This window comes from Halohasta litchfieldiae (assembly GCF_002788215.1).
Lineage (GTDB): Archaea > Halobacteriota > Halobacteria > Halobacteriales > Haloferacaceae > Halohasta > Halohasta litchfieldiae.
Map to the genome: position 1 here is coordinate 1033066 of NZ_CP024845.1, position 24002 is coordinate 1057067.

A 24002-nucleotide genomic window follows, 5' to 3' on the forward strand; every position below is an offset into this window, starting at 1 on the left:
TCGGCTCTCGGAGGCGATAAAACAGAATCCTTAGGCCGAAACCACCCCCAGTGGGAGTATGAACGAGGTAGTCGTCGCCGAATCGGTGGGCAAAACCTACGGCGACACCGTCGCGCTCGATGGGGTCGACCTCACGGTGGCCGAAGGCGAGGTGTTCGGCCTGATCGGCCCGAACGGGGCTGGCAAAACGACACTTATCAGGGCACTCACCGGCACAACACCGGTGACCGGTGAGATTCGGGTGTTTGGAAGCGAACCGGCTGCGGTCGACGCCGACCGGATCGGCCTGCTCCCACAGTCGTTTTCGCCGCCCGCGCGGCTCACCGCCCGCGAACTGATCGACTACTACGCCGGACTGTACGAGACGGCCCGCGACACAGAGGCTGTGTTGGCCGATGTGGGTCTCTCCGAGGACGCCGATAGCTGGTACGAAACGCTTTCGGGCGGCCAACAGCGCCGGGTCTGTGTCGGCACCGCGCTGGTCAACGATCCGGATCTCCTCTTTCTGGACGAGCCAACAACCGGGATCGATCCGGCCGGTCGACGCTCGCTGTGGGAACTCCTAGAGTCATTGGCGGCTGGCGGGACAACGGTTGTCCTCACCAGCCACTCGATGGCCGAGGTCCAGCGACTCTCGGATCGGGTTGGCCTCCTGCAGGACGGCCAGCTAGTTGCTGTCGGCACGCCATCGACGCTGATCGCTGACCACGGCGGCACCAGTCGACTGGTGATCGGCACCGAGACGGGCCACGCGGCAGCCGAGGCGCTGGGGACGGCTGGCTTTTCGGCAACCGCCAGTCAAGCAGAGGTCGTCGTCGACGGCGTCTCACCGGTCGACATCGGCGAGGCAGTCGACGTGCTGTCAGCGGCCGGAATCAGCTACGACTCGCTGACGTGGACCGAACCCAGCCTGGAAGACGTCTATCTTCAACTCACCGGTGAGAGCTTCGAGGGCGCAGCGACACCGGGCGCGAGCGTGGTTTCCGAGGAGTCGACGGAGTCACCCACTCCATCGGTCGACAGTGCAGCGACTGGGGGCGAAAAATGAGTCGTAGTCGACGGATTCGATCCGAGGCGGTCGCGGCGTGGCACTCGTTCCTCCGCCGCCGGACCGCAGTCTTCTTTACGTTCTTTTTCCCCGTCATTCTGGTCGTCATCTTCGGCGCGCTGGTGCGGACCCAGCCGGCCGACAGTGGACTGTTCGCCGAGCCGGCGGCCTACTACATCCCCGGCTATCTGGCGACGGTGGTGCTGTTTACGCCGCTATCGCGGGTCGGGAGCGAAATCGCTCGCCACCGCGACGACAACCGGTTTGAAAAGCTGGCGACGACACCGCTGACTCGAACCGAGTGGCTCGTCGCCCACACGCTCGTCAACACCGCGATCATCGGACTCGCCAGCCTCCTGATTCTCGGACTCGTCTTGCTGTTGACGACGGCGACGATTCCGGTTTCGGGGTCGGTAGCAATGCTCATCCCCTTCATTGTGCTCGCAGTCGTGCTGTTCTGTGGCTTTGGGGCCGTGTTGGGTCGCGTAGCCGACTCCCAAGACGGCGTTATTGCCGCGAGCAACACCATCGCTTTGCCACTCTTGTTCCTCTCGGATACGTTCATCACGCTCGATCAGTTGCCCGGCTGGTTCGGCCCGCTGGTCGAACTTTCGCCGCTGACCTACTTCGCTCGTGGCGTCCGAGCGATCACGTACCCACCGGCGGCTGGCGAGCCGTATCTCGGGAACCTGCTGATCCTCACGGTGCTCGCAGTGGGCTTCTTTGTGGCTGGTGCGTATGCGATTCCCAGAACGGACTGAGTATTCTCAACACTGACGGCTCCTGCGGTTTTTCTGCTGTCGAGACGGAGGTCGACTTGTAATGAGTGCCCTCCCCAACACGACGCCGGTCGAGACCCTCCTCAACGAGAGTCGACTCAAACAGTTGAACACTGCCTCGCTGCTCGTTCAAGCCGGAAAGGCCATGCAAAACGGCGACGAGCAGCGGGCAGCACTGCTGTTCGGCGCGGCACTGATCGCACCAAAGTACAGCGGTGCCTCCTATCTGATTCAGGGCGCGCTCACGGCGAACGACCTCCGCAAGAAACTGTAGTCGGCCTGTTGGAACGGAGCGTCGACCAGCCGTGGCTAGTTATGATTAAAAAGTAAAATTCGGATCGGTACAGTGTCGACCGTCCTCCCGACGCTGGCTGTCGAACCCTATTTCGTCGACGATTCGAGGACGAGGCTGTCGTCTTCGAGGTAGTGCTCGATGTGGTGGGCGTCCTCTTCGACCTGCGTCAGGATCTCCTTGAGGATGTGCTCGGTCGTTGGGTCACCGAGGTTGGCTGCTAGCTGGATGTGGTCCCGCATGCCCTCGATTATGTCACCGTAGGCTTCCATATCGTTCTCAAGGGAGGTCCGGATGTCGTAGACGTCCTCGCCCTCGAATTCGATTGTGGCACGCTCTTCTTGATTCGCTGGACCAGCGACCGGGACGCCACCGATTGCCTGTGCTCGCTCGGCGATTCGGTCAGCACCCATTTCGAGGTTCTCATAGGCCTCTTGGAGGAACAGATGGAGGTCGCGGAACTCCGCGCCCTCGACGTTCCAGTGGTGTTTGTGAATCTGGTGATAGAGAACGTAGGCGTTGGCCAGATCGGTGTTCAGCGCGTCGACGATCTGTTCGACTTTGTCTTCTTCAAGCCGAAGGGCTCTGGATTCTTCGATTTCGCCAGCCTGCTGTCGGACGGTTTTCTGCGTACTCATAACAACTATCTATACCGTCGCCACCCACTTAAAGATTGAGCTTGTGAAAACGCTTTTTTGGGATTTGGAAAGATATGTTTACCAAACAACCGCCTATAGGATCACACAATCGGCGGAGACCGCCAGCATATATCAGGCAGACGTCCGATGGTGTTGTCATGGAAGCGATTGATTCGATCATGCAGGTTGTCCACGTATTGTTTGCCGGTCTCTGGACTGGAAGCGTGCTGTTCGTAGTTGGGGCCGTGCTTCCGGCGTCGACTGCCGGATCGATCTCCAAGCAGGCGATGTCGACAATCACGACCAGACTGGCGTGGCTGACACGCATCAGTGCGGTTGTGTTCGTGACGACCGGTGGCCATCTGGCTGGAACGGGGTACACCGCCGAGTCGTTGTTTGCCACCGGTCGCGGGCAACTCGTGGTGGCGATGTTGGTGTTGTGGCTCGTGTTGACTGCTCTCGTCGAGATCGGCTGCAAACGGCTCGGCGGGTCGGCAGCCGCTGACACCGTGGCAACGGGAGTCGAGTCGACACGGCCGATCTTTCTGGCTGCAGGGGCCGTCGCACTGCTGTTGCTCGTCGACGCCGGACTGTTGGCGGCTGGAGTGTCGTGGTAGTCGGCGTGTAAAATAAACAGTATTGTCGGTAGAAACGTCCCGTCGGAGTTCCACGCGAGTGAACACGAGCGTGGAGCAAGACGGGACGTGAGTGACTGAGCGACTGCTGAGCGAAGCGAAGCAGTCCGAAAGAACGAACGTCCCGTCGGAGATTTGAACTCCGGTCACTGGCTCCGCAAGCCAATAGGATAGTCCACTACCCTAACGGGACTCATTCTTTGTTACCCTCGGTTTACTTAAGACGGTTACGGTACAGCGGTCCCGTGACGACTGTCGACACGGACCGTTCCACCGGTCTCAGAACTGGTCGACGGTCGACCAACCTAATCCTCCGGAGCTTTTTATCCGATCCCGACGCAGCACCGCTATGCAACCGTGTCGACCGAAATTGCGGTCGAAGCGACGACTGTCGAGCGGCCTCGATAGCCCCGCCCAACCGGCGCAAGGACAACGCTTATGCGCGGTCTGGTCCTGCCTCAGTGTATACTCATGGGTGTCATAGCCGACGTCTACGACGACCTCGACACCGACGTTCCGCTCGAAGAGTTCCGGGAGGCCGTCGAAGACAAGGTCGAACAGATGGGCGGGCTGGCCGACGAAGAGACCGCGGCCATGCTCATCGCACACGAACTGAAAGACGAGGAGGTAAACGGGATCGCCGACATCGACCCCGGGATGGACGAGGTCAAATTCCTCGGCAAGATCGTCTCGGTCGGCGAACTCCGAACTTTCGAGCGCGACGGCGAAGACGAGGAAGACGGCTACGTCGTCAACATGGAAGTCGCCGACAGCACCGGCCGCATCCGCATCTCGATGTGGGACCAACTTGCGGTCTCGGCGGTCGGCGATCCTGAAGGCGAACAGCACGGCCAGCTTGACGTTGGTGATGTCCTCCGGATCGCCGGTCGACCGAAGGACGGCTACAACGGCGTCGAGGTCAGCGTCGACAAGGCCGAACCCGACTCCGAGGCCGAGGTCGATGTCGAAGTTCTCGATGTCCACCGCGTCGAAGACCTCTCACTCGGCCTCTCGGATGTAAACCTCAAGGGCCGGATTCTCGATGTCGGAACCGTCCGCACGTTCGACCGCAACGACGGCTCGGAAGGTCGTGTCTCGAACCTCGCGGTCGGCGATCCGACCGGCCGGATTCGAGTGACGCTGTGGGACGAGAAGGCTGATCTCGTCGACGAGCTCACTGCCGATCAGTCGGTCGAAATCGTCGACGGCTACGTGAAGGAACGCGACGGGAGTCTCGAACTCCACGTCGGCTCCCGCGGCGCGGTCGAACCACTCGACGAGGAGATCGAATACGTCCCCGAGACGACCGATATCGGTTCGGTCGAAATCGGCCAGACAGTCGACATCTCGGGCGGTGTGATCGAGGACGACGGGAAACGCACCTTCGACCGCGACGATGGCTCGGAGGGCCAAGTCAGAAACGTCCGGCTCAAAGACGAGACGGGCGACATTCGGGTTGCCCTCTGGGGCGACAAAGCCGACAAGGATATCGAACTCGCCGATCACGTCTTGGTCACTGATGCAGAGATCCAAGACGGCTGGCAGGACGAACTCGAAGCCAGCGCAGGCTGGCAGTCGACGGTGAGTATCCTCGAATCCGGCGTCAGCACCGACAAATCAGACGACGAGCCGACGGAGGCAACCGACCGTGAGGCCGAAGCGGCCGCTGCCGCTGGTGGACTGTCGGCATTTGAGGACGGCGGCTCGGGCGGAGCAAGCGAATCGGCTGCGACAGCAGAGACAGATGCGAACGACGACAGCGAGTCGACCAAGACTACGTCCGACTCCGGCGAGATCGTCGAGTTCACTGGGACAGTTGTCCAGACCGGCAACCCGGTGATTCTCGACAACGGGAGCGAAACGCGGAGCGTCGACACCGGCGACAGCCTGAGACTCGGTGAAGAAGTGACTGTCCGTGGGCCCGAGATGGACGGAACGATCAGCGCCGACGAACTGTTCTAATTGGCGGAAATTCCGTTTCGAACTGGACAACTAAGCGGCCGTTGAGCGAGCGTAACGGAAAGCATTATACGACACACACCCACGTATTTGGGTATGAGTGTTGAGTTGCCGTTCGCCCCGGTAGATGCTATTATCCGGCGCAACGCGGAGTCTCTCCGGGTGAGTGCCGATGCCGCCGAAGAGTTGGCACGGCGCGTTCAACGCCGCGGGGCGGCGCTGGCCGTCGAGGCCGCCGAGACGGCAACCAAAGACGGGCGCAAAACCCTGATGGCATCTGACTTCGGTGTTCATCAGGTCGTCGACCGCGAGAGTCTCGAACTCCCCGTCGCGCCGGTCGACCGAATCGCACGACTCAACATCGACGACAGCTACCGGGTGTCGATGGACGCCCGAATCGCGCTGGCCGATATTCTCGAAGATTACGCCGACAACGTCGCCGCCGCGGCAGTCAAACTCGCCCGCCACGCCGACAGACGCACCGTCCAAGCAAACGATATCGAGATGTACTTTGCCCTTTTTGAATAATGCAGTTTGGATACAGCGACGTCTGTCTGACGCACGATACCGGCGAGCGACACCCCGAGACGGCCGACCGTCTGCGGGCGATCAAACGCGGCCTCAAGGAGCAACACGGTGTCGAGTACCGGGACGCCGAGCCAGCCTCCCGTGAGGCTGTCGCGGCTGTCCACACCGACGACTACGTCGAGGAGTTCGAGGAGTTCTGTGAGGACGGTGGCGGCAACTGGGACCGAGATACGGTTGCCTGCGAGGACACATGGGATGCCGCCCGCCAGAGTGCTGGCCTTGCACGCTGGGCGGCCAAAGCCGCAGTCGACGGCGCAGATGGGAGACAGACCCCCTTCGCGCTGGGTCGACCGCCGGGCCACCACGCCGTCAGCGACGACGCCATGGGATTCTGTTTCTTTAACAATGTCGCGGTCGCCGCCCAGCGACTCATCGACACCGGCGACATCGACCGCGCCGCGATTTTCGACTGGGATGTCCACCACGGCAACGGCACACAGGACATCTTCTACGACAGCGACGACGTGTTTTACGCCTCGATCCACGAGGAGGGAATCTACCCCGGTTCGGGCGATGTCGACGAGATCGGCACCGGGAGCGGTGAGGGAACGACACTCAACGCCCCACTCCCGGCAGGTGCTGGCGATCCGGACTACTTGCATGTCATCGACGAAGCCCTCGATCCGGCGCTCTTTGAGTTCGATACTGATCTGTTGATCGTCAGTGCCGGGTTCGATGCCCATCGTCACGACCCGATCTCTCGGCATCGGATCTCGACCGAAGGCTACGCGCTGATGACCGACCGAATGCGAGCGATTGCCGACCGCAACGACGCCGCACTGGCATTTGTGTTAGAAGGTGGCTACGGGCTCGATACGCTCTCGGATGGTGTCAAAGCCGTCCACGAAACGTTTGATGGCCGAGAGCCAATTGCCTGCGACGAAGAGCCCGACGAGCCAGCCGTCGAGATCACCGAAACGCTCCGCGAGACGTTAGGCCTCGACTAATTCGGGTATCCTGTTGTTTACAACCGTCGACAGCTATCGGATCGATATGGTCGACACCAACGACACGTTCAACTGTACAATCACTGATTGGGACTATCTGTACCGGCTCTGTCGGGACGTAAACAGACAGGTACGGGCCGCGGAGTTCGAACCCGATGTCGTCGTCGCTCTGGCGCGCGGCGGCTGGTTTGCCGGCCGCTGTCTCTGTGATTTTCTCGGCCTCGATGATCTGGCGAGCCTGAAGATGGAACACTACGTCGGTACCGGCGAGAAGACCGACGAGGCACAGGTTCGGTATCCGATGCCCGAGGGCAGCGTCGACGGCAAGGACGTGCTCATTATTGACGATATCGCCGACACCGGGGGCTCAATCGAACGGGCATACGAGTACGTCACCGACCGCAACGCGGGCGAGGTTCGAACCGCGACGTTACAGTTGCTCCAGACCAGTTCGTTCGAGCCGGATTTCGTCGGCGAACAGCTCGAAGACTGGACGTGGGTCGTCTATCCGTGGAACTTCATCGAGGATCTCTCGGAGTTGATCCAGCGCGCCATGTCGACAGTCGATGCTGAGCGGGTGAGCCGTGAGACGATCAGACAGCAACTGAAAACACAGTTCGACATCGGTCGGATCGAGATGGAGATCGCCCAACCCAATCGCCTCGATGAAGTGCTCGACGAGATGGTCCACCGAGAGCTGATCGAACCGGTCGGCGACGACGAGTGGATGCTCTCCTCGTAGCTAATACGTCCGATAGTTCACAGAGCCGATTGAAATTCGAACGAGCGTGTTTTCGTCGTAGGCGTTCTCGTCGGCGTCGTACTTCTCGTTGATCCGGCGGTTTGCGGCTTTGAACGCCGCCTCATCGCCGACCACCGTCGCCGTGCCGAGCAGTGAAACCATCCATTCGGTGTGGCCACCGTCGTCTTGCTGAATCGAGAGCGCGACCCGCGAGTTCTCGCGAATGTTGGCCAGTTTGCGACCGCCGGTGACGATTTCGACAGTGTCGTTCTCGTAGTAATACCACACAGGTGCCGCGTGGGGGCGGTCGTTGAGACTGGTCGCCAGATGCCCAATCAGTCGCTCGGATGTGAGGAGGGATTCGACAGTGTCGGGGACGGTCGTAGTCACTCCCTACTAGAGCAGTGCCGTTCGCAAAAGTGAACTGGCGGCTGTGGCCAACGAGTCAGTCGGCGATTGGCTCGGCTTCCGGCTCAGTGTCGACAGTTGGATCGTCATCGTCGCTCTCTTCGACGGCTTCGGGGTCTTGGACCCACAGATCACCGAACAGGTCGTCCTGCTGGAGTCGGATGCGGCCGCGATGAGAGAGGAACAGGAGCGCTAAATAGGTCATAAATGGTCGACCACCCGCCGTCTTAATTTCTGTATACAGAAGCTCGGCCCGTCCCTTGTCGAACTGCGGCTGGAGAACGCCAATTACGTCGTCGATGACCTGATCGATGTCTTCGGTGTGTGTGGTCCCCGTCACGTCGTTTTCGGTCGGCTCGGCCTCGGAACGCATCTCGTCAGCCGACCGGTAGTCGACCGTCTGGGTGCCACGGCTGAACCCCTGTGGGGAGTCGGAGGTGTCGTACTCCCGGCGGCGTTTCCACCAGTTGTCGCGTTCGGCCTCCCGAAGCTCGCGGACTAACTCATCGAGGGTTTCGGGCGAGCCACGCGTGCTTTTCCGGTCGAGTCGACGGTCCATTTCGTCTTCGAGGGCGTCGACAGGGTCGAATCCGGGCTCCATTTCCTCGTCGCCAGCCGCATCCATCGCCTGTTCCCACGGCTCGGGTTCCGGCTCAGGTTCCTCCTGTGGATCGGCGAGCAGTTGATCGCCCTTCATTCGGAGCAACACGCTGGCGTAAAACAGCGCACGCGCACTCGTCCGAAGGTCCGTCTCGGCGAGCTTCGAGAGGAACGCATCGGTCACGTCGACGATATCGATATCCCACGGATCGATCTCGCCGTCTTCGGCCAGTTGGACCAAGAGTTCGACCGGCTCGACGTCATCGTCGTCGACCTCGTCGGGCGGCGACACGTCAGCTGGGGCCGAACCGAGCCCCGCGATCTCCGGGGACTCAGTCATCGGCTGTGGCCTCCTCGATTGCGTCGGGGTCGTCATCCGAGCCATCCTCACCCTCCGCAGCGTCGTCCTCGCTGAACTGAATCCCGGTCACGGCGCTGTAGTTGTCGTCCTGCATCGTGACGCCAATCGCTCGCTCGGAGCGTTCAAGGAGCGCCGAGCGGTGAGAGACGACAACGAACTGGGCATCGCCAGCCAGATCGTCGACCATCTCGCCGACGCGTTCGGCATTCACGGCATCGAGGAAGGCATCGATCTCGTCGAGCGCGTAGAACGGCGCGGGGTTGTGTCGCTGGATAGCGAAAATGAACGCCAGTGCGGTCAGCGATTTCTCGCCGCCTGACATCGCCGCCAGTCGCTGGATCGGTTTGTCGGCTGGCTGGGCTTTCATCGTCAATCCACCCTCGAATGGGTCGTCGGGATCTTCAAGCACGAGTTCGCCGCTCCCCGCCGAGAGCCGTGAGAAGATATCCGTGAAGTGATCGTTGATCGACTCGAAGGCCTCCATGAACGTCGACTTCTTCTGGGATTCGTACTGATCGATGCGGTCACGAATCCCGTCTCGTTCTTCCGTTAGGGTGTCCCTACCCTCCGTGAGCGTCTCCAGTTCGGCTTCGACCTCGTCGTACTCCTCGATGGCCAGCATGTTGACCGGTTCGAGTGCCTCCATCTTCGCTTCCAGTGTCTCGATTTTCGATTCGACCTCGTCGTGGTCGGGTATCTCCTCGGGGTCGTAGTCGCCGACTGCCGATTCGAGTTCGCCGATCTCCCATTCGAGCCGGTCGACCGTCTCGCGGTGAGTCTGGAGTGTGGATTCGATCTCGGCGACGGCCTCTTGGGCCTCGTCACGCTCGGCTTTGGCGGCCTTGACGGTGGCTTTGAGATCCTCACGGGCGGCTTTGAGGTCGACGAGTTCGGCTTCGAGTTCCTCGACGGCCTCGCGTTTGTCGTCGAGCGTCTGTTCTTTGGTTTCGATTTCGGCCTCCAGCTCCGCGATCCGGTCTTTGGCCTCTGCCTTCCGGTTTTGGGCCGTTTCGACCGTGTCGTGGAGCTCCTCGATGGCCTCCTCGGCGTACTGGAGTTCGAGTTGTTTTTCGTTGATCCGGCCGTCGATCTTCTCCATTCGGTCTTTGTGGTCGTCGATCTCCGATTTGATCTCGTCGGCCTCAGCGGTGAGTTCGGGGATCTTCGAATCCGCGAGGTCGGCTTCCAGTTCGGAAATGGTCTCCTCGACGGCCTCGCGTTCGGTTTCGAGTTCGTCGAGCCGGTCGTCGACGCTCTCCATCTCCTCGGTGACCTCCTCGCGTTCGGCTTCGATCTCCTCTAGGCGAGCTTCGAGCCGCTCGGTTGTGGCTTCGGTGTCGTCGATCTCCTCACGCGTGCGTTCGAGATCAGTTTCGACCGAGCGCACCGTTTCGGTGGCGTCGGATTTGCGGTCCCGGGCATCGTCGATATCGCTTTCCAACTCCCGGATCTCCGAATCGAGGCTGCGGCGTTTGTCCTCCAGTTTGGCGATCTCCTTGGCGATCCGTTCGATTTTCCCACCGCCGGAGTGCGAAAAGGAGTACCGTGAGCCGCCGCCGGAGCCACCGGTCATCGCCCCCGAGCGTTCGACCAGATCGCCGTCGAGGGTTACCATCCGGAAATCGCCCATGAACTGGCGGGCGGTCTGCATATCCTCGACGACGAGCGTCGACCCCAAGACGTACGAAAAGATCGACTCGAATTTCGAGTCGTAGTCGACCAGATTGCGGGCGAAGTCGACGACGCCCGGATCGTTCGGCAACCGCGGCAAGCTCCGGTCGTCCATCTTCGTGATCGGGAGGAACGTCGCCCGGCCTGCGTTCCGGGATTTCAGGAAATCAATGCAGTCCGAGCCGACGCCGTCGTCGTCGACCACGACGTTTGCGAGTCGGCCACCGGCGGCGGTCTCACAGGCAGTCGCATACTCGCCGTCGACGCTCCCCAGATCGCCGACTGCACCGTGAACACCGCGCTTGTTGGCGTTGAGAATCGTCGTCACGGCGCGGGGCCACGAGGTGTCGCCGCTGTCGTCGGCGCGGGCTTCGAGTTCGGCGTACTCCGACTGTTTCTCGCGGAGGTCGTCGTCGACCGCGTCGAGTTCCGTTTTGAGTTCGGTTCGCTCCTCGTGGAGCGTCTCGATGGTCGACTCGATTTTCTCGGCGTTCTTCTCGGCTTTGTCGAGTTCGCTGTGGAGTTCCGAGAGTTTCGCCTTCAGGTCGGGGAGATCCTCACGGGCGGCTTCGAGATCGTTCTGGGCTTCAGTGACCTCGTTGGATCGCCGCCTCGCGTCGTCCAACAGGCGGTCCTTCTCGCGCTGGGCCTCGTTGGCATCCGATTTGAGCCCTTCAAGCCGTTCTTTTTCCGCAGCGAGTTCGGCTTTCAGTTCGTCGAACTCGGTGTCGACGTTCTCGATCTCGGCTTCGATCTCTTCGAGTTCGGACTGCTTGGTCTGGACGGTCCCCTTGATCGAGGCTTTCTTGACCTTGTGATCGCGGATCTCGCTTTCGAGTTCCTCAACCTGTTCCTGCTTGCGATCGAGTTCGACGAACGCACCGCGGCGCTCGTTTTCGGCCTCCTCGACGCGCTCCTCGGCGGTTTCGATCCGGCCTTCGAGTCTATCGATCTCGCCTTTGACCGACTCGATCTCGCGTTTGATCGCAAGCTGTTCGTCCTCGCCCTTGCGTTCGATCTCGCGGTTCAGGTCTTCAAGTTCGTCTTCGAGTCGGGTGAGTCGACCCTGTTTGGTATCGAGCGTCGCCTGTCGGTCTTCGAGCGTGGCTTCACACTCTTCGATCTTGGCCTCGGTGTTGGCGAGGCTCTCGCGTTTGTCTTCGAGTTCGGCGGCCTTCAGATACCCCTCATACTCGGATTTTTCCTCGCGGTGGGACTGGTATTCGAGCGCCGTATCCCGTTCGTCGGCGAGCTGTTCGAGCCGGTTTTCCTTGTCTTCGATCTTGAGAGCGGCCTCGTTGATTCGGTCTTTGACCGCTTCCAACTCCTCGAAAGCGGCCTCCTTCTTCTGGTCAAACTCCGCGACGCCAGCGATTTCGTCGATGATGCCGCGGCGCTGGAACGCTGACATGTTGATGATCTCGGTGACGTCGCCCTGCATCACGACGTTGTACCCCTCGGGGGCGATTCCGGCCTGCGACAGCAAGTCCTGAATATCCCCGAGATTCACCGAGCGTTCGTTGAGATAGTAGTACGAATAGTAGTTATCTTCGGTCTGTTTGACCCGGCGTTTGATCGTGATTTCGTCGACGTCGCCGATACGGTCGCTTCCGGCGGCGGTGACGACCTGCTCACGGGAGAGGGTACGGTCGCTGTTGTCGAGGATGACCTCGACGCTGGCTTCGCGGGTGCCACCCCCAGCGTCTTCCTCGCCGTCGTGGCCGGGATTATAAATGAGATCGGTGAGCTTCTCGGCGCGGATGCCGCGAGTGCGGGCGAGTCCGAGTGCAAAGAGGACACCATCGATAATGTTCGATTTGCCCGACCCGTTAGGGCCGGTGATGACCGTAAAATCCTCGTAGAAGGGGATGCGCGTCGGTCTGCCGAAGCTTTTGAAACCGTCTAAGACGAGGGCTGAAATGTGCATGAGTTACTGTCGGCGGCTGTGACCGCCGGGGAGCGAGACGCGTCCGGATATCGGGTTCGCAACCGCCTCAGGCAACGATAATGTCGCCTTGGACGGTCTCGTCGTCTTCTGTCGACTCCTTCGTCTCGTCGGGGTTATCAGCTTCGAATGAGGTCGCACCCTCCTCGTTGCTCGGCTCCTGTTCGACGACCTCGACGTGGTCGTCACTTTTGGTCGTCTCGGACGTCGGTGCGACCGGATCGGCGTCGACGAAGTCGGTCTCTGCTGTCGATTCCTCGGGTTCGGGCTCGGCGTCGGCCTCGTTTTCGAGTTCGCGGACCCGGGCTTTGGTCTCGACGAGTTCTTCGGTCAGGCCGTTGACCGCCGCACGGAGCTCTGCGATCTCGCTTTCGAGATCGTCGACTCGATTAGTCATGATTGTTGAAGGTTCCCACGGACTCATAAAGCTGTGTCAGACACGTGTGTGACAGCTGAAAGATGAGAGGAGTGAGATCAGCAGCCCGTGACCGAGACGGCGCTGCCGTACGTGTCGTTGAACGCGGGCCAGAACCGGTCGACGAAGACGACAGCGCCGAGGCTACGCTCCGTTAGCCTTTAGCCGCCGGGTAGCAAATCCCGGGTAATGACTGCGCAGGCCGCCGAAAACCGAGAACACGCGGTCGTAATCGGGCTGGAGGTTCACGTCCAGCTCGAAACGTCGACCAAGATTTTCTGCAACTGTTCGACCACCGCCGTCGACGACGAAGAGCCCAACACCCGCACCTGTCCCGTCTGTCTGGGACTCCCCGGCGCACTCCCGGTCCTCAACGAGGGCGCGGTCGAGGCCGCCGTCAAGATCGGCAAAGCACTCAGCGCCGACATCCCCGAACGGACCACCTTCCACCGGAAAAACTACTACTACCCCGATCTCCCCAAAAACTTCCAACTCACGCAGTACGACGCCCCGATCTGCCAGCAGGGGAGCCTCGAAATCTCCGTTGAGGGCCAGCGCCGCGAGATCGGCATCACGCGTGCCCATCTCGAAGAAGACCCCGGCAGCCTCCAACACGAGGGCGGCAGCATCGACACCGCCGACTACTCGCTGATCAACTACAACCGGGCCGGAACGCCACTGGTCGAGATCGTCACCGAGCCGGATTTCCGCTCGCCACAGGAGACCCGGGCGTTCCTCGCCAAACTCGAAGGCGTCCTCGAATATTTGGGCGTGTTCGAGGCCACCCGCGACGGCAGTCTCCGTGTCGACGCCAATATCTCGCTGGTTGAGGCCGAGGACGTCGACGAAGACGGCTCGATATCTGATGACGTCCTTGCGGATGCCAATCGAACCGAGGTGAAGAATATTTCGAGCCACAAAGGCGCGGAGAAGGCACTCGCCTACGAGGTCACCCGCCAGAAGAACGCGGTCCGCCGCGGTCGCGTGATCGAAACCGAGACCCGCCACTGGGACGAATCCCGTGGAATTACGGTCTCGATGCGTTCGAAGGAGTCCGAGGCCGACTACCGCTACTTCCGGGAAGCCGACCTGCCGCCGCTCGAAGTCGCCCACTGGAAGGACGAAATATCGATTCCCGAACTGCCGGATGCCCGCCGCGAACGGTTCCAAAGCGAGTACGGTCTCGACAGCGAGTCGGCCTCGAAACTCACCTCGACGAAGGCCGTGGCGGACTTCTTCGAGGCGGTCGCCGAGAGCTTCGACGCTGATCTGGCTGCGACGTGGGTCGCCGACAACCTACTGGGCGAGCTGAATTATCGCGATATGGCAATCACCGACGTCGAAGACCGGCTCGACGAGTTCGAGCGACTGATCGAGTTGGTCGACAGCGACCAAGTCACGACGAAAAACGCCGAGGAGATCGTGCTCCGGGAGATGCTCGACGAGGGCGACGACCCAGCGACGATCATCGACCGCGAAGGACTCGGGAAGGCCGACGAGGGCGAGATCGAAGGCTTCGTCAGCGAAGCTATCGAGGAAAACCCTGACGCCGTCGAGGACTACCACAACGGCGAGGGTGGCGCACTGAACTTCCTCGTCGGCCAAGTGATGCAGAAATCGCAGGGGTCGGCCGATCCCGGCAGCGTCAACGAACTGCTCCGTGCGGAACTGGCCGAGTAGGCCGACCCTTTTCAATCGGTTGGAGCCGGGGTCGGTTCCTCACGGTCGACCACGCCACCTTTCCACGTACCCAGCCGAAACCAGAAGACAGCGACGACAAACGAGCCGAGCGCGCCGACAGCGTAGGCCCACCAGAGGCCGTCGACGCCCCAGTCGAAAGCCGCGACCGTGAGGCCGCCGGGGAGCGTGTAGACCCAGCCGAACGCCAACACGAGCGCGACCGGCACCCGGAAGATCCACCGCGAGAGGAACGACAACACCATGGCGACTTTCGTCACGCCCGCCCCGCGGAACCCACCCTGAATCACCATGACGCCGCCGAAGAAGGCCCACGAGGGCGCGACGATCCGGAGGAAGACGATCCCCTCAGCGATCACCGCGGCATCGTCGATGAAGATCCCAATGGCAACTGCCGGAAACGTGACAACGAGCCCCGCCGCCGCAAACAGGACCGCCATCGTTGCGGCGGTCGCCTTCCAAACCACCTCGGCGGCGCGGTCCGGCGTGTTGGCTCCGAGGTTCTGGCCGACACCGGTGGCGGTGGCCTGTCCGACGGCACCGGCGACAGTCCACGAAATCGACATCAATCGGAGGCCGATCCCGTAAGCGGCGATGGCGGCGACGCTGAACTGGGCGACGAACGCCGCCATCACGACCGACGAAAAGCTCCGAGCCCAGCCATCAATTGTCGCTGGGGTCCCGATCTCGATTAGTCGACGCTGGAGTTTCCAGTCGGGTTTTAAATCACTGAGCCGGAGCCGGACGCCATACCCACCGGTGAGCAGAATTCCGATCCCAGCGACCACTGCCGCGCCGCGAGCAATAAATGTCGCTATCGCCGCTCCCTGCGTGCCGAGGGCCGGGACCGGCCCCCAGCCAAGGATGAAGATCGGGTCGATAACGACGTTCAACCCCGCCGAAAGGAGCATCAACCACATCGCAGTCTTGGTGTCGCCAGCACCCTGCAGGGCCGCCCGAAACGCGAAAAACAGGAAAATCAGCGGCAGCGACAGAAAGATGACCTCGATATACCCGAGCGCCTCGACGTACACTTGGCCCTGCGCGCCGATGGTCGACAACAGCGGCTGACGAAACGCCAGCCCGACCCCTGCAACACAGTAGCAACCGCGGTCGTCAACAGCGCTGTCTGGCCGACGACGCGGTCGGCCTCCCGTCTATTCCCCGCGCCGATGTACTGCGAGACCAGCGCAATCGTCGCCGCCGTGATCCCCATCGCCGTCGACACGAACATCCACGACAACGGAAACATCAGCGAGACGGCGGCGACGGCCTCGCCACTGACACGGCCGACCCAGAACATATCCGCGAGGTTGTAGAACGTCTGCAGCAGGTTCCCCAACACCAGCGGCCACGCTAACGAGAACAGCCGCGGCGTGATCGCCCCCGTCGTCATGTCGACTGGCGAACTCTTACTCACGATAGCCACCTCTGCTGGATCGAACCCACATCATATTTGATTATATGTGATTGCGACGCTACTTGCGTGCGATATCCTCGACAGTCAGCAGTCGTGTGTCGGGGTCGACCGCCGACTCAAGGGCGACGTCAGCGACCCGGTCGACCGAGAGCGGACGCCTGTCGCCGAGTCGCTCGGCGAGCGGCTCGATCTCCGCGACGAGTCGACAGAGCCAGTTGAACGGCTCGGGAAAATGCGGCTGTCCGGGGCCGTAGACCGCACCCGGCCGCAGCACGACCGTTTCCATGTTGAGATCTTCGACGGCGCGTTCGGCCCGTCGCTTCGACCGGAGGTAGGCCCGCCGGGCGGTCGGATAGTTGGCCGCCGAGGACAGAAAGACGTAGGTTTCGACCCCAGCGCGTTCGGCCTCCAGCGCCGTGATAATCGCCGAATCGCCGTTGCATCGCTCGTAAGTCGCTCCTTGCTTTGGCTTTTCGTGGGCAATGCCAACGCTGTGGATAACGGCGTCGACACCGCGGAGCCGGTCGCGCCACGCATGCGGGCTAAACAGATCCGCGCTGGTCCACTCGACCGCCTCAACCCAGCGGCCCGAGGCTATTTCGGGACGTCCGCTCCGGGAGACGCTTCGAACCTCGTGGCCCGCTGCGACCGCCTGTCGACAGATCGCACGTCCAATAAATCCGCTTCCGCCAACAACGAGAAGCCGTGCCATACTCGCAGTAGGGGTGGTAGGTACGTGGGAGTTGTGGTCGACTGGGTGTGTTTGTATCGAGTTACGAATCGACTACCAATCAGATTCGGTCGACTGTCCCCGACGGTTCCGCTGTTGAGTCGGAGTCGTCCGTGTCGGTCGACGCCGCATCGGCTTTGGCTGCCCAGTCGGCTTTGATCGCCGCGCGAATCGCTACGCCGAGCAGTACGACGCCCTCGATTCGGGCAGCGGTGACGACCCACGGTTTCGCTGTCGGCGGTTCACCCTCGTAGTCGTAGCTGAGATCAGTCAGAGTGCTAATAAACCGATCCGGATACAGCGCTTCGACGAGACCGACGAGTCCGATAAGTAGTTTCAGCATACTCAAATAGTTGGTTGGGAGCGATAAAAAGTTCGCGGGGTCGACAGCGAACAGTGAGTCAGAGAGGGGATGAACGACTCGCACGAAAGCTTTAGGCCACAAAGCGGCGTACTCCGGGCTAATGAGTCGCGGGCCCGCACTGATCATTACCGAGAAGGACAACGCTGCCCGGCGAATCGCCGAGATTTTGAGCGGTGACACCGCCGATTCAACCCGGGAAAACGGCGTCAACGTCTACAAATGGGGCGGGAAACGCTGCATCGGTCTCTCCGGCCACGTCGTCGGCGTCGACTTCCCCGCCGAGTACAACGACTGGCGGGACGTCGAACCGGTCGAACTGATCGACGCGCCCATCGAAAAACAGCCCACACAGCAAAATATCGTCTCGGCGATCCGGACGCTCTCCAGACACGCCTCGCAGGTCACGATTGCAACTGACTACGACCGCGAGGGCGAACTCATCGGCAAGGAAGCCTACGAGCTGGTCCGCGAGGTCAACGAGGACGTCGAGATCGACCGCGTTCGCTTTTCGTCGATCACCGACCGCGAGGTTCAGGAGGCCTTCGACAACCCCGACGAACTCGATTTCGACCTCGCTGCGGCTGGCGAGGCCCGGCAGGTGATCGACCTCATCTGGGGGGCTGCGCTCACTCGATTCCTCTCGCTTTCTGCTCGCCAGCTCGGTGACGATTTTATTTCGGTTGGTCGGGTTCAAGGGCCGACACTCAAACTGATCGTCGACCGGGAACGCGAGATCGACGCCTTCGATCCCGAAGACTACTGGGAACTGTTTGCTGACCTCGAAAAGGCCGACAAGGGTGGCTTCGAGGCCCAGTACTTCTACCGCGACGAGGATGGCAACGAGGCCGAGCGCGTCTGGGACGGCGACCGTGCGGAGGCCGTCTATGAGGTGTTAGCCGCAACTGACGCCGCGACCGTCGACTCGGTGCGTCGACGGACCCGAACCGACAAACCACCCGCGCCGTTCAACACCACCCAGTTCATCCGGGCGGCTGGCTCGCTGAACTACTCGGCCCAGCGGGCGATGAGCATGGCCGAGGATCTGTACACCGCGGGCTATATCACTTACCCGCGAACCGACAACACGGTCTACCCCGAGGATCTCGACCCCAGAGAGCTTCTTGAAGCGTACCTCGATGACCGAACCTTTGGCGAGGATGCCGAATCCCTGCTGGAAGCCGACGAAATCGAGCCAACTGCCGGCGACAAGGAAACGACTGACCACCCGCCAATCCACCCAACCGGCGAGCGACCGGACCGCGGCGAACTCTCCGAGGACGAACGGGAGATCTACGAACTCGTCGTCCGCCGGTTTTTCGCAACCGTTGCCGACGATGCGACGTGGGAACACCTCAAAGTCGTCTCCGAGATAGCCACCGAAACCACAGACGTCGACGACCTCCGACTGAAAGCAAACGGTAAGCGGTTGGTAGAGGCAGGCTACCACGAGGTCTACCCCTATTTCAATCAGCAGGAAACCCACGTTCCGGACGTCGAGGAGGGCGAATCGCTGGCGATCACCGAGACGCGTATCGAGGACAAACAGACCCAGCCGCCGCGGCGCTACGGTCAGTCGCGGCTGATCGAAACGATGGAGAAAATGGGGATCGGGACGAAGTCGACGCGTCACCACACCATCGAGAAACTGTACGACCGAGGCTACATCGAGAGCGATCCGCCGCGGCCGACGATGCTTGCTCGTGCGGTCGTCGAAGCCGCCGAGGAGTACGCCGACCAGATCGTCAGCGAGGATATGACTGCCCAGCTGGAGGCGGATATGCAGGCGATTGCGGCCGGTGACAAGGGGTACGACGAGGTGACAACCGAATCCAAGGAGATGTTGGAGTTAGTGTTCGACGAACTCACGGACTCCCGTGAGGCGGTCGGCGACCACATCCAGAAATCCCTCAAAGCCGACAAAACGCTCGGTCCCTGTCCGGAGTGTGGCGACGACCTCTTGGTTCGGAAGAGTCGACACGGTTCGTACTTCGTCGGCTGTAACGGCTACCCTGACTGCACGTATACGCTTCCGCTGCCGTCGACCGGTAAACCGCTCATTCTCGAAGACGAGTGTGAGGACCACGAGCTCCACGAGGTGAAGATGCTCGCGGGGCGCAAGACGTTCACCCACGGCTGTCCGCAGTGTAAGGCCGATGAGGCCGACGAAGAAGAGGATCTCGTTATTGGGGTGTGTCCGGACTGTGGTGGGGAACACGACGGCGAGTTGGCGATCAAGCGACTCCGAAACGGCTCGCGGCTCGTCGGCTGTACGCGGTATCCCGACTGTGACTACTCACTGCCCCTGCCGCGCCGCGGCGAGATCGAAGTCACCGACGCTCGGTGTGAGGAACACGACCTCCCCGAACTCATCGTCCACAGCGGCGACGAGCCGTGGGAACTCGGCTGTCCGATCTGTAACTACCGGGAGTTTCAGGCAGAACAGAACGGCTCTGAGCTCGAAACCATCAGCGGAATCGGCGAAAAGACCGCCGCCAAGCTGAAAACCGCGGGCGTCGACGACGTTTCGGCACTCAAAGACGCCGATCCCGACTCTTTGGCCGATGCGGTCGAGGGCGTCGGTGCCGACACCGTGCGGAACTGGCAGGCCAACGCCGACTGAACCGGCGTAGTCAGTGCCTACGCTTCGTATGCGTACGCCTGAAGCTCGTCGACCGAAAGCTCGTCGAGGACACCCTCGGTTGTTGCTTCCAAGACGACTGGTGGGGCGGCACCGGCCTCACGGGCTTCGATCCAGCGTGGGAGACAGACACACCAGCGGTCGCCGGGATGTAGGCCCGGAAAGTCGAACTCCGGTCGCGGCGTGACCAGATCGTTGCCCTGCTCGCGGCTGTATTCGAGGAACTCCTGTGTCATTACCGCACAGAGCTCGTGTCGACCGGGATCACGGTCGAGGTGTCGACAGTTTCCATCGCGCAAAAACCCGGTTTCGGGAGTCGTACTACAGGGTTCGAGTGGATCGCCGAAGACGTTCAGTTCGTCCGATGGCATGTGTCGACATCCGAAGACGGAGGGTATAGCTATTGGGTCAAAATAATCGAAAAACGTGTGGTGGCGGGTCGGTGCCCGGCATGCCACCCCCATAGCGGGTGCCGTTGCATCGAAACCGACAGTGTCTCGACAGCCGAGTCGTCTCGCTGTCCGCCAGCAGAACGACCCTCCTGTCGAACCGTATGGCAGCAGTCATCCGAATGCGTCGACGGTCGGGAGCCATCCCCCAATGACTCCCGACGAGCCCGCTCCCCCGAACGGGCTGGCGTCGACCGCGCTGGCGCGCGAGATCCGGACGTCCCACCGAAATGTCGGTGGCGACAGCCACTGGCTGTCTACTACCACAACCGACCGAAGGAGACGTATGAGTAAAACTATCTCTGCTATGCATAGTGAGTTCCGCAGCGACTGCCCCTATCTATCTAGAGGCTCGTTGTGAGCGTCCTCAAACAGCAGTGTCAGGACGGTTTTGAGCGCGGCTCGCAGATGGTGGTTGAACGTCGGCTGTGAGATGCCGAGCGAGTGGCCGACTTCGGTCCCGGTACTGCCGCGCGGCGAGTCGAAGTAGCAGGCGAAGTACGCCGCCTGAAGCGTCTCCTCTTGGCGTTGGGTGAGCCGGTCGAGCAGCTCCATCTGGAATGTTTCGGGAGTTTTGACGCCTCGGTCGGCGTCCTGTCGGGAGACGACAGTCGTTGATGGATACTCGGCGACCAGCCGGTCGACGAACGACCGAACGTCGGTCGTCTGTGGGACCGTCACCACGACCCGCTGGCACGTCCCATCGGTCTCGATCTCGGTCGGGATCGCCCCACAGTCGACGAGTGTGGCCGCGAGCACAGGGCCCGAAACCGCCAGTTCGAACACCGCGATCTCGGTTCGGTCGGCGACGGCCCGAAGGCGCTCAATGCCGTATATCTCTGCGGCTACCGTCTCGACAGTGGCGGTCGGGACACCGGTAACTGAGACATACAGCAGCGAATGCTCACTCTGGGGGACGAACCCTTCAAAGACGACCTGCGTGCCGAGCCGTGCTGCCAACTGACTCAACACGTCGTCGCCGTCGGTGAGTTCGAGTTCCACCTCGGTCCGCTGGTCGGTCAGCAATCCCTGTTTGGTCTCCGTGCTGGCGATCACGTAGGCGGTGATCCGAGCGAACTCGGTCAGCACCGTCTTGGTATACTCGTCGAAGGCTGTGGTCGTCCCGGCGTAGATCGACAGTATGCCGTGATTAATCCCGTTGTGAGTGAGCGGGACGCTCAGCGCCGACTGGTAGCCGCGGGATAACGCCTCCTTTTGCCACGGTGCGTCCTGCCAGTCACGGGCGATCCGGTCGACCGAGACAGGACTGTCGGCTGTGAGTGCCCGGCAGGTCGGCTCGTCGACCAACCCACAGCCTGCCTCGGCGATATGGTCGGCGAGCCAGTCGAGATACCCCTGTTCGGTGCCCGCCGCAGCCCGGGGAACGATAGTATCGGTCCGGCTCTCGACCGCCCCGATCCAGGCAAAGCTGTAGCGGTCGAAATCGGTGAGGATCGAACAAACGGCCTCTTCGACCTCCTCGCGGGTCGACGCATCGAACAGTCGGTCGCCGAGTGCCTCGACCAACTCGTTAGTGTGTGCCAGCGTCTCTAGTTCCGCGGTCCGTTCGGCCAGCGTCTGCTGGTTGGCTTCCGACCGGCGCTCGGAGGAGAGCCGGGTGAACGCCGCCGCAAGCGTCGCCCCCAGTAGCTCCGCGACAGTCCGTGTCTGCTCGGTTGTGGTCCCGGTTTCAGTGTCACCGACGAACAGCACCCCGTGCTCGTCGAACGGGACGAACATGGCACGGCGGTAGGCTGTCTCGGGGTTGTACGCCTCGGGGAGTTCGCTCATATCGTCGGTGGCGACGAGTTCACCGTCGAAAAAGGCCCGACCGGCGATACTGGAGTCACTGGCACTGATCGGCAGGGGTGCGGGGAGATGTGCTTCGGCCGACTCCGTGTACGCCAGCGAATGAAAGACGTTCAGCTCCTCGTCGTAGCTGAGGACGATTGCATCCTCAAACCCGAGCACCGAGGCCGCGGCCTCGACGCCGATCTCGGCGATCTCCTCGGTCGACCGGGCCGAAAGCAGATCGTGAGCCGCGTCGTACAGCGCGGTGAACGTCGCCTCGGTCTGCTTGCGAAAACTGATGTCACGAACAACGCTGACTGTTCCACGCTCGCCGTCAGGCAGCCACAGCGGCGTCATCCACGCCTCGACCGGCAGTCGCTGGCCGGATTCAGTGATGATCTCGCCGGTCAGCATCGCCGCGTCGTCACCCGAAAACAGTTGTTGTCTGCGCTCATCGAGCTCCCGTAGCTTTTCGCTGTCGGTGACGAGCGACGCATTCGCTCCGAGGAGTTCGGCTTCCGGGTAGCCCGTCAGGTCAGCAAACGCATCGTTGACGAAGGCGAAATCGAGGGTCGAGTCGAGAATACAGACCCCGTCGCGGACCGATTCGATGATCGTCTGGTACTGTTCGAGTTCACGCTCGCGGTGTTTTTCCTCGGTGATCTCCCGGAAGAACACCGAAACCCCGCTTTCGGAGGGATAGAGTCGCGCGCGGTACCACGCGGCGGTCGGCTCCGGGATGTAGGTCTCGGTCGTCTTGGCCTCCTGGCTCTCAAGCACTGCTCGGAGATCGGCTTCGTACTGCCCGAGGAATGGGTGGAGATCCGACAGCTTCGACCCGATAACCTCGTCGACGGGATACCGATCAGGGTTGATCGCCTGCGTGCTGCAGTAGGTGAATCTGAGGTCTGTATCGAACGCCATGAAGCCGTCGGTCATCCGGGCGAGAACGGTTTCGAGGGTGGTCTCTAGCTCCACCTCGGCCGACACGTCATCCAGCGTGACGACGACACAGTCGACTGCCTCGCCGTCGGCCAGTGGCGAGGCGCTGATCGAGAGCCATCGTCGGTCCCCATCTGTGGGAATACTCACGAGTTCGTCGACAACAGGCTGGCCCGATTCCAGAACCCGGGCGACAGGGCGATTGCTCAGTGGTAACGACTCGTCGCTTTCGGTCCGCATATCCAGCGCCTCGCAGGTGCCGCCGATTGCGTCGGCTGCCGGCAGCCCCAGAATCCGTTCGGCCGCCGGATTGAGCAGCGTGATGCGTCCCTCGCTGTCGAAGACGAGAATGCCCGCGTGGCTCCGGTCGACGATCTCCTCGGAGGTCGCCGCTGTCGCCGGCTCGTCTGTATCGGCGGCCGCCGAGTCAGCGGCCGGAGTGCACTCCGAGTCGACATCCGAATCCGAATCGGTATTTTGGCCCTCTGAGTCGGTGTCTTGGACCGCCGATCCGGTGGCACTGCCGACGACCGACCGAATCCGGTGGGCAACGAGCCCGCCCTGTTCGGCCAGTTCCTGTTTGTATACGTACTCAGTGTGGCCGTCAAAGCTGTCGACGACACGGTCGGCAGGCTCGTCGGTAACCCACACTACCGGAAGGGTGGAGGTCCGCGAGCGTGCAGCGTCGACGACTGCGGACGTCTCGCCCGACGAGAGCTGGTCGGCAACCAGACAGTCGACGGGGTCGGTTTCGAGCACCGCAAGCGCCGCGGACGCAGAATCGACGTGAGAGATCGATAGCTCGGGGCCAGCCGTTTCGAGCGCCGAGACGATCTGTTCGATAGCCTCGTCGTTGGGGGCGATATAGAGGACCTGAATCTGTGCCATTCGGTTCACTGAGCTAGGCGAGACAGCCGTTTATCCCTTGTGACAGTATCGATG

20 protein-coding genes, 1 tRNA gene and 1 pseudogene are annotated in these 24002 nt (G+C 61.6%); 10 read left to right on the forward strand and 12 right to left on the reverse strand.

The annotated features are described in order from the left end of the window. The first annotated feature begins 58 nt into the window (after window positions 1-58). From HALTADL_RS05235 to HALTADL_RS05245, 3 genes are all read left to right on the forward strand, one after another. Complete coding sequence (locus HALTADL_RS05235; RefSeq protein WP_089671266.1) at window positions 59-1048, forward strand: ABC transporter ATP-binding protein; 990 nt, start codon at window positions 59-61, stop codon at window positions 1046-1048. Beyond that, window positions 1045-1809, forward strand: a complete 765-nt coding sequence (locus tag HALTADL_RS05240; RefSeq protein WP_089671265.1) for an ABC transporter permease — start codon at window positions 1045-1047, stop codon at window positions 1807-1809. The genes HALTADL_RS05235 and HALTADL_RS05240 overlap by 4 nt, the downstream gene beginning before the upstream one ends. Before the next feature lie 61 nt (window positions 1810-1870). Then, window positions 1871-2101: a hypothetical protein gene (locus tag HALTADL_RS05245; RefSeq protein WP_089671264.1), complete on the forward strand. Its 231-nt coding sequence runs from the start codon at window positions 1871-1873 to the stop codon at window positions 2099-2101. A gap of 107 nt (window positions 2102-2208) precedes the next feature. Here HALTADL_RS05245 and dpsA read toward each other — a convergent pair whose 3' ends face one another. Further along, a complete protein-coding gene (gene dpsA / locus HALTADL_RS05250; RefSeq protein ID WP_089671263.1) occupies window positions 2209-2757 on the reverse strand; it encodes a DNA starvation/stationary phase protection protein DpsA in 549 nt (182 codons plus the stop codon). A gap of 158 nt (window positions 2758-2915) precedes the next feature. Between dpsA and HALTADL_RS05255 the strand changes: the two genes are divergently transcribed. Beyond that, the gene (locus tag HALTADL_RS05255; protein ID WP_089671262.1) at window positions 2916-3374 is read left to right on the forward strand and encodes a hypothetical protein; all 459 of its coding nucleotides are present in this window, start codon (window positions 2916-2918) and stop codon (window positions 3372-3374) included. 138 nt (window positions 3375-3512) lie between these two features. Here the strand turns inward: HALTADL_RS05255 and HALTADL_RS05260 are convergent. Beyond that, window positions 3513-3585, reverse strand: a tRNA-Arg gene (locus HALTADL_RS05260). A 278-nt stretch (window positions 3586-3863) separates the two neighbouring features. Here HALTADL_RS05260 and HALTADL_RS05265 point away from each other — a divergent pair. The 4 genes from HALTADL_RS05265 (at window position 3864) to HALTADL_RS05280 (ending at window position 7628) form a co-directional block, all read left to right on the forward strand. Beyond that, a complete protein-coding gene (locus HALTADL_RS05265) occupies window positions 3864-5354 on the forward strand; it encodes a single-stranded DNA binding protein (protein ID WP_089671261.1) in 1491 nt (496 codons plus the stop codon). Between the two features lie 93 nt (window positions 5355-5447). Continuing rightward, window positions 5448-5879: a histone gene (locus HALTADL_RS17920; RefSeq protein WP_089671260.1), complete on the forward strand. Its 432-nt coding sequence runs from the start codon at window positions 5448-5450 to the stop codon at window positions 5877-5879. Next, window positions 5879-6886 (forward strand): histone deacetylase family protein, encoded by a 1008-nt coding sequence (locus tag HALTADL_RS05275; protein ID WP_089671259.1) that lies wholly within the window; start codon window positions 5879-5881, stop codon window positions 6884-6886. Before HALTADL_RS17920 ends, HALTADL_RS05275 begins: the two co-directional genes overlap by 1 nt. 46 nt (window positions 6887-6932) lie before the next feature. Then, window positions 6933-7628 carry a phosphoribosyltransferase gene (locus HALTADL_RS05280; RefSeq protein WP_089671300.1) on the forward strand — a complete coding sequence of 232 codons (696 nt, stop codon included), beginning with the start codon at window positions 6933-6935 and terminating at the stop codon, window positions 7626-7628. On the opposite strand, the gene HALTADL_RS05285 is transcribed toward HALTADL_RS05280, so the two are convergent. The 4 genes from HALTADL_RS05285 to HALTADL_RS05300 all read right to left on the reverse strand — a co-directional run bounded on the left by HALTADL_RS05285 (window position 7629) and on the right by HALTADL_RS05300 (window position 13010). Then, window positions 7629-8018: a pyridoxamine 5'-phosphate oxidase family protein gene (locus HALTADL_RS05285; protein ID WP_089671258.1), complete on the reverse strand. Its 390-nt coding sequence runs from the start codon at window positions 8016-8018 to the stop codon at window positions 7629-7631. Between the two features lie 55 nt (window positions 8019-8073). After that, on the reverse strand, window positions 8074-8976 hold the full coding sequence (locus HALTADL_RS05290) for a segregation and condensation protein A (RefSeq protein ID WP_089671257.1): 903 nt from the start codon (window positions 8974-8976) through the stop codon (window positions 8074-8076). Further along, window positions 8969-12595, reverse strand: a complete 3627-nt coding sequence (gene smc, locus HALTADL_RS05295; protein ID WP_089671256.1) for a chromosome segregation protein SMC — start codon at window positions 12593-12595, stop codon at window positions 8969-8971. Before smc ends, HALTADL_RS05290 begins: the two co-directional genes overlap by 8 nt. Window positions 12596-12662: 67 nt before the next feature. Next, complete coding sequence (locus HALTADL_RS05300) at window positions 12663-13010, reverse strand: DUF7518 family protein (protein WP_089671255.1); 348 nt, start codon at window positions 13008-13010, stop codon at window positions 12663-12665. 207 nt (window positions 13011-13217) lie between these two features. Between HALTADL_RS05300 and gatB the strand changes: the two genes are divergently transcribed. After that, on the forward strand, window positions 13218-14708 hold the full coding sequence (gene gatB, locus HALTADL_RS05305) for an Asp-tRNA(Asn)/Glu-tRNA(Gln) amidotransferase subunit GatB (RefSeq protein ID WP_089671254.1): 1491 nt from the start codon (window positions 13218-13220) through the stop codon (window positions 14706-14708). 11 nt (window positions 14709-14719) lie between these two features. Here the strand turns inward: gatB and HALTADL_RS05310 are convergent. The 3 genes and pseudogenes from HALTADL_RS05310 to HALTADL_RS05320 all read right to left on the reverse strand — a co-directional run bounded on the left by HALTADL_RS05310 (window position 14720) and on the right by HALTADL_RS05320 (window position 17219). Further along, window positions 14720-16122 (reverse strand): annotated as a pseudogene (locus HALTADL_RS05310) (MATE family efflux transporter). A gap of 82 nt (window positions 16123-16204) precedes the next feature. Further along, window positions 16205-16858: an NAD-dependent epimerase/dehydratase family protein gene (locus HALTADL_RS05315; RefSeq protein WP_089671253.1), complete on the reverse strand. Its 654-nt coding sequence runs from the start codon at window positions 16856-16858 to the stop codon at window positions 16205-16207. 79 nt (window positions 16859-16937) lie between these two features. Continuing rightward, a complete protein-coding gene (locus tag HALTADL_RS05320) occupies window positions 16938-17219 on the reverse strand; it encodes a hypothetical protein (protein WP_089671252.1) in 282 nt (93 codons plus the stop codon). A 121-nt stretch (window positions 17220-17340) separates the two neighbouring features. Between HALTADL_RS05320 and HALTADL_RS05325 the strand changes: the two genes are divergently transcribed. Next, on the forward strand, window positions 17341-19860 hold the full coding sequence (locus HALTADL_RS05325; RefSeq protein WP_089671251.1) for a DNA topoisomerase I: 2520 nt from the start codon (window positions 17341-17343) through the stop codon (window positions 19858-19860). A 17-nt stretch (window positions 19861-19877) separates the two neighbouring features. Here the strand turns inward: HALTADL_RS05325 and HALTADL_RS05330 are convergent, their stop codons facing one another. The 3 genes from HALTADL_RS05330 to HALTADL_RS05335 form a co-directional block, all read right to left on the reverse strand. After that, window positions 19878-20249, reverse strand: coding sequence for a DUF2237 family protein (locus HALTADL_RS05330; RefSeq protein ID WP_089671250.1), 372 nt, complete (start codon window positions 20247-20249; stop codon window positions 19878-19880). A gap of 192 nt (window positions 20250-20441) precedes the next feature. Continuing rightward, window positions 20442-20594, reverse strand: coding sequence for a hypothetical protein (locus HALTADL_RS17195; RefSeq protein WP_162551673.1), 153 nt, complete (start codon window positions 20592-20594; stop codon window positions 20442-20444). 69 nt (window positions 20595-20663) lie between these two features. Further along, the gene (locus HALTADL_RS05335; RefSeq protein WP_089671249.1) at window positions 20664-23948 is read right to left on the reverse strand and encodes a bacterio-opsin activator domain-containing protein; all 3285 of its coding nucleotides are present in this window, start codon (window positions 23946-23948) and stop codon (window positions 20664-20666) included. Window positions 23949-24002: the final 54 nt, after the last annotated feature.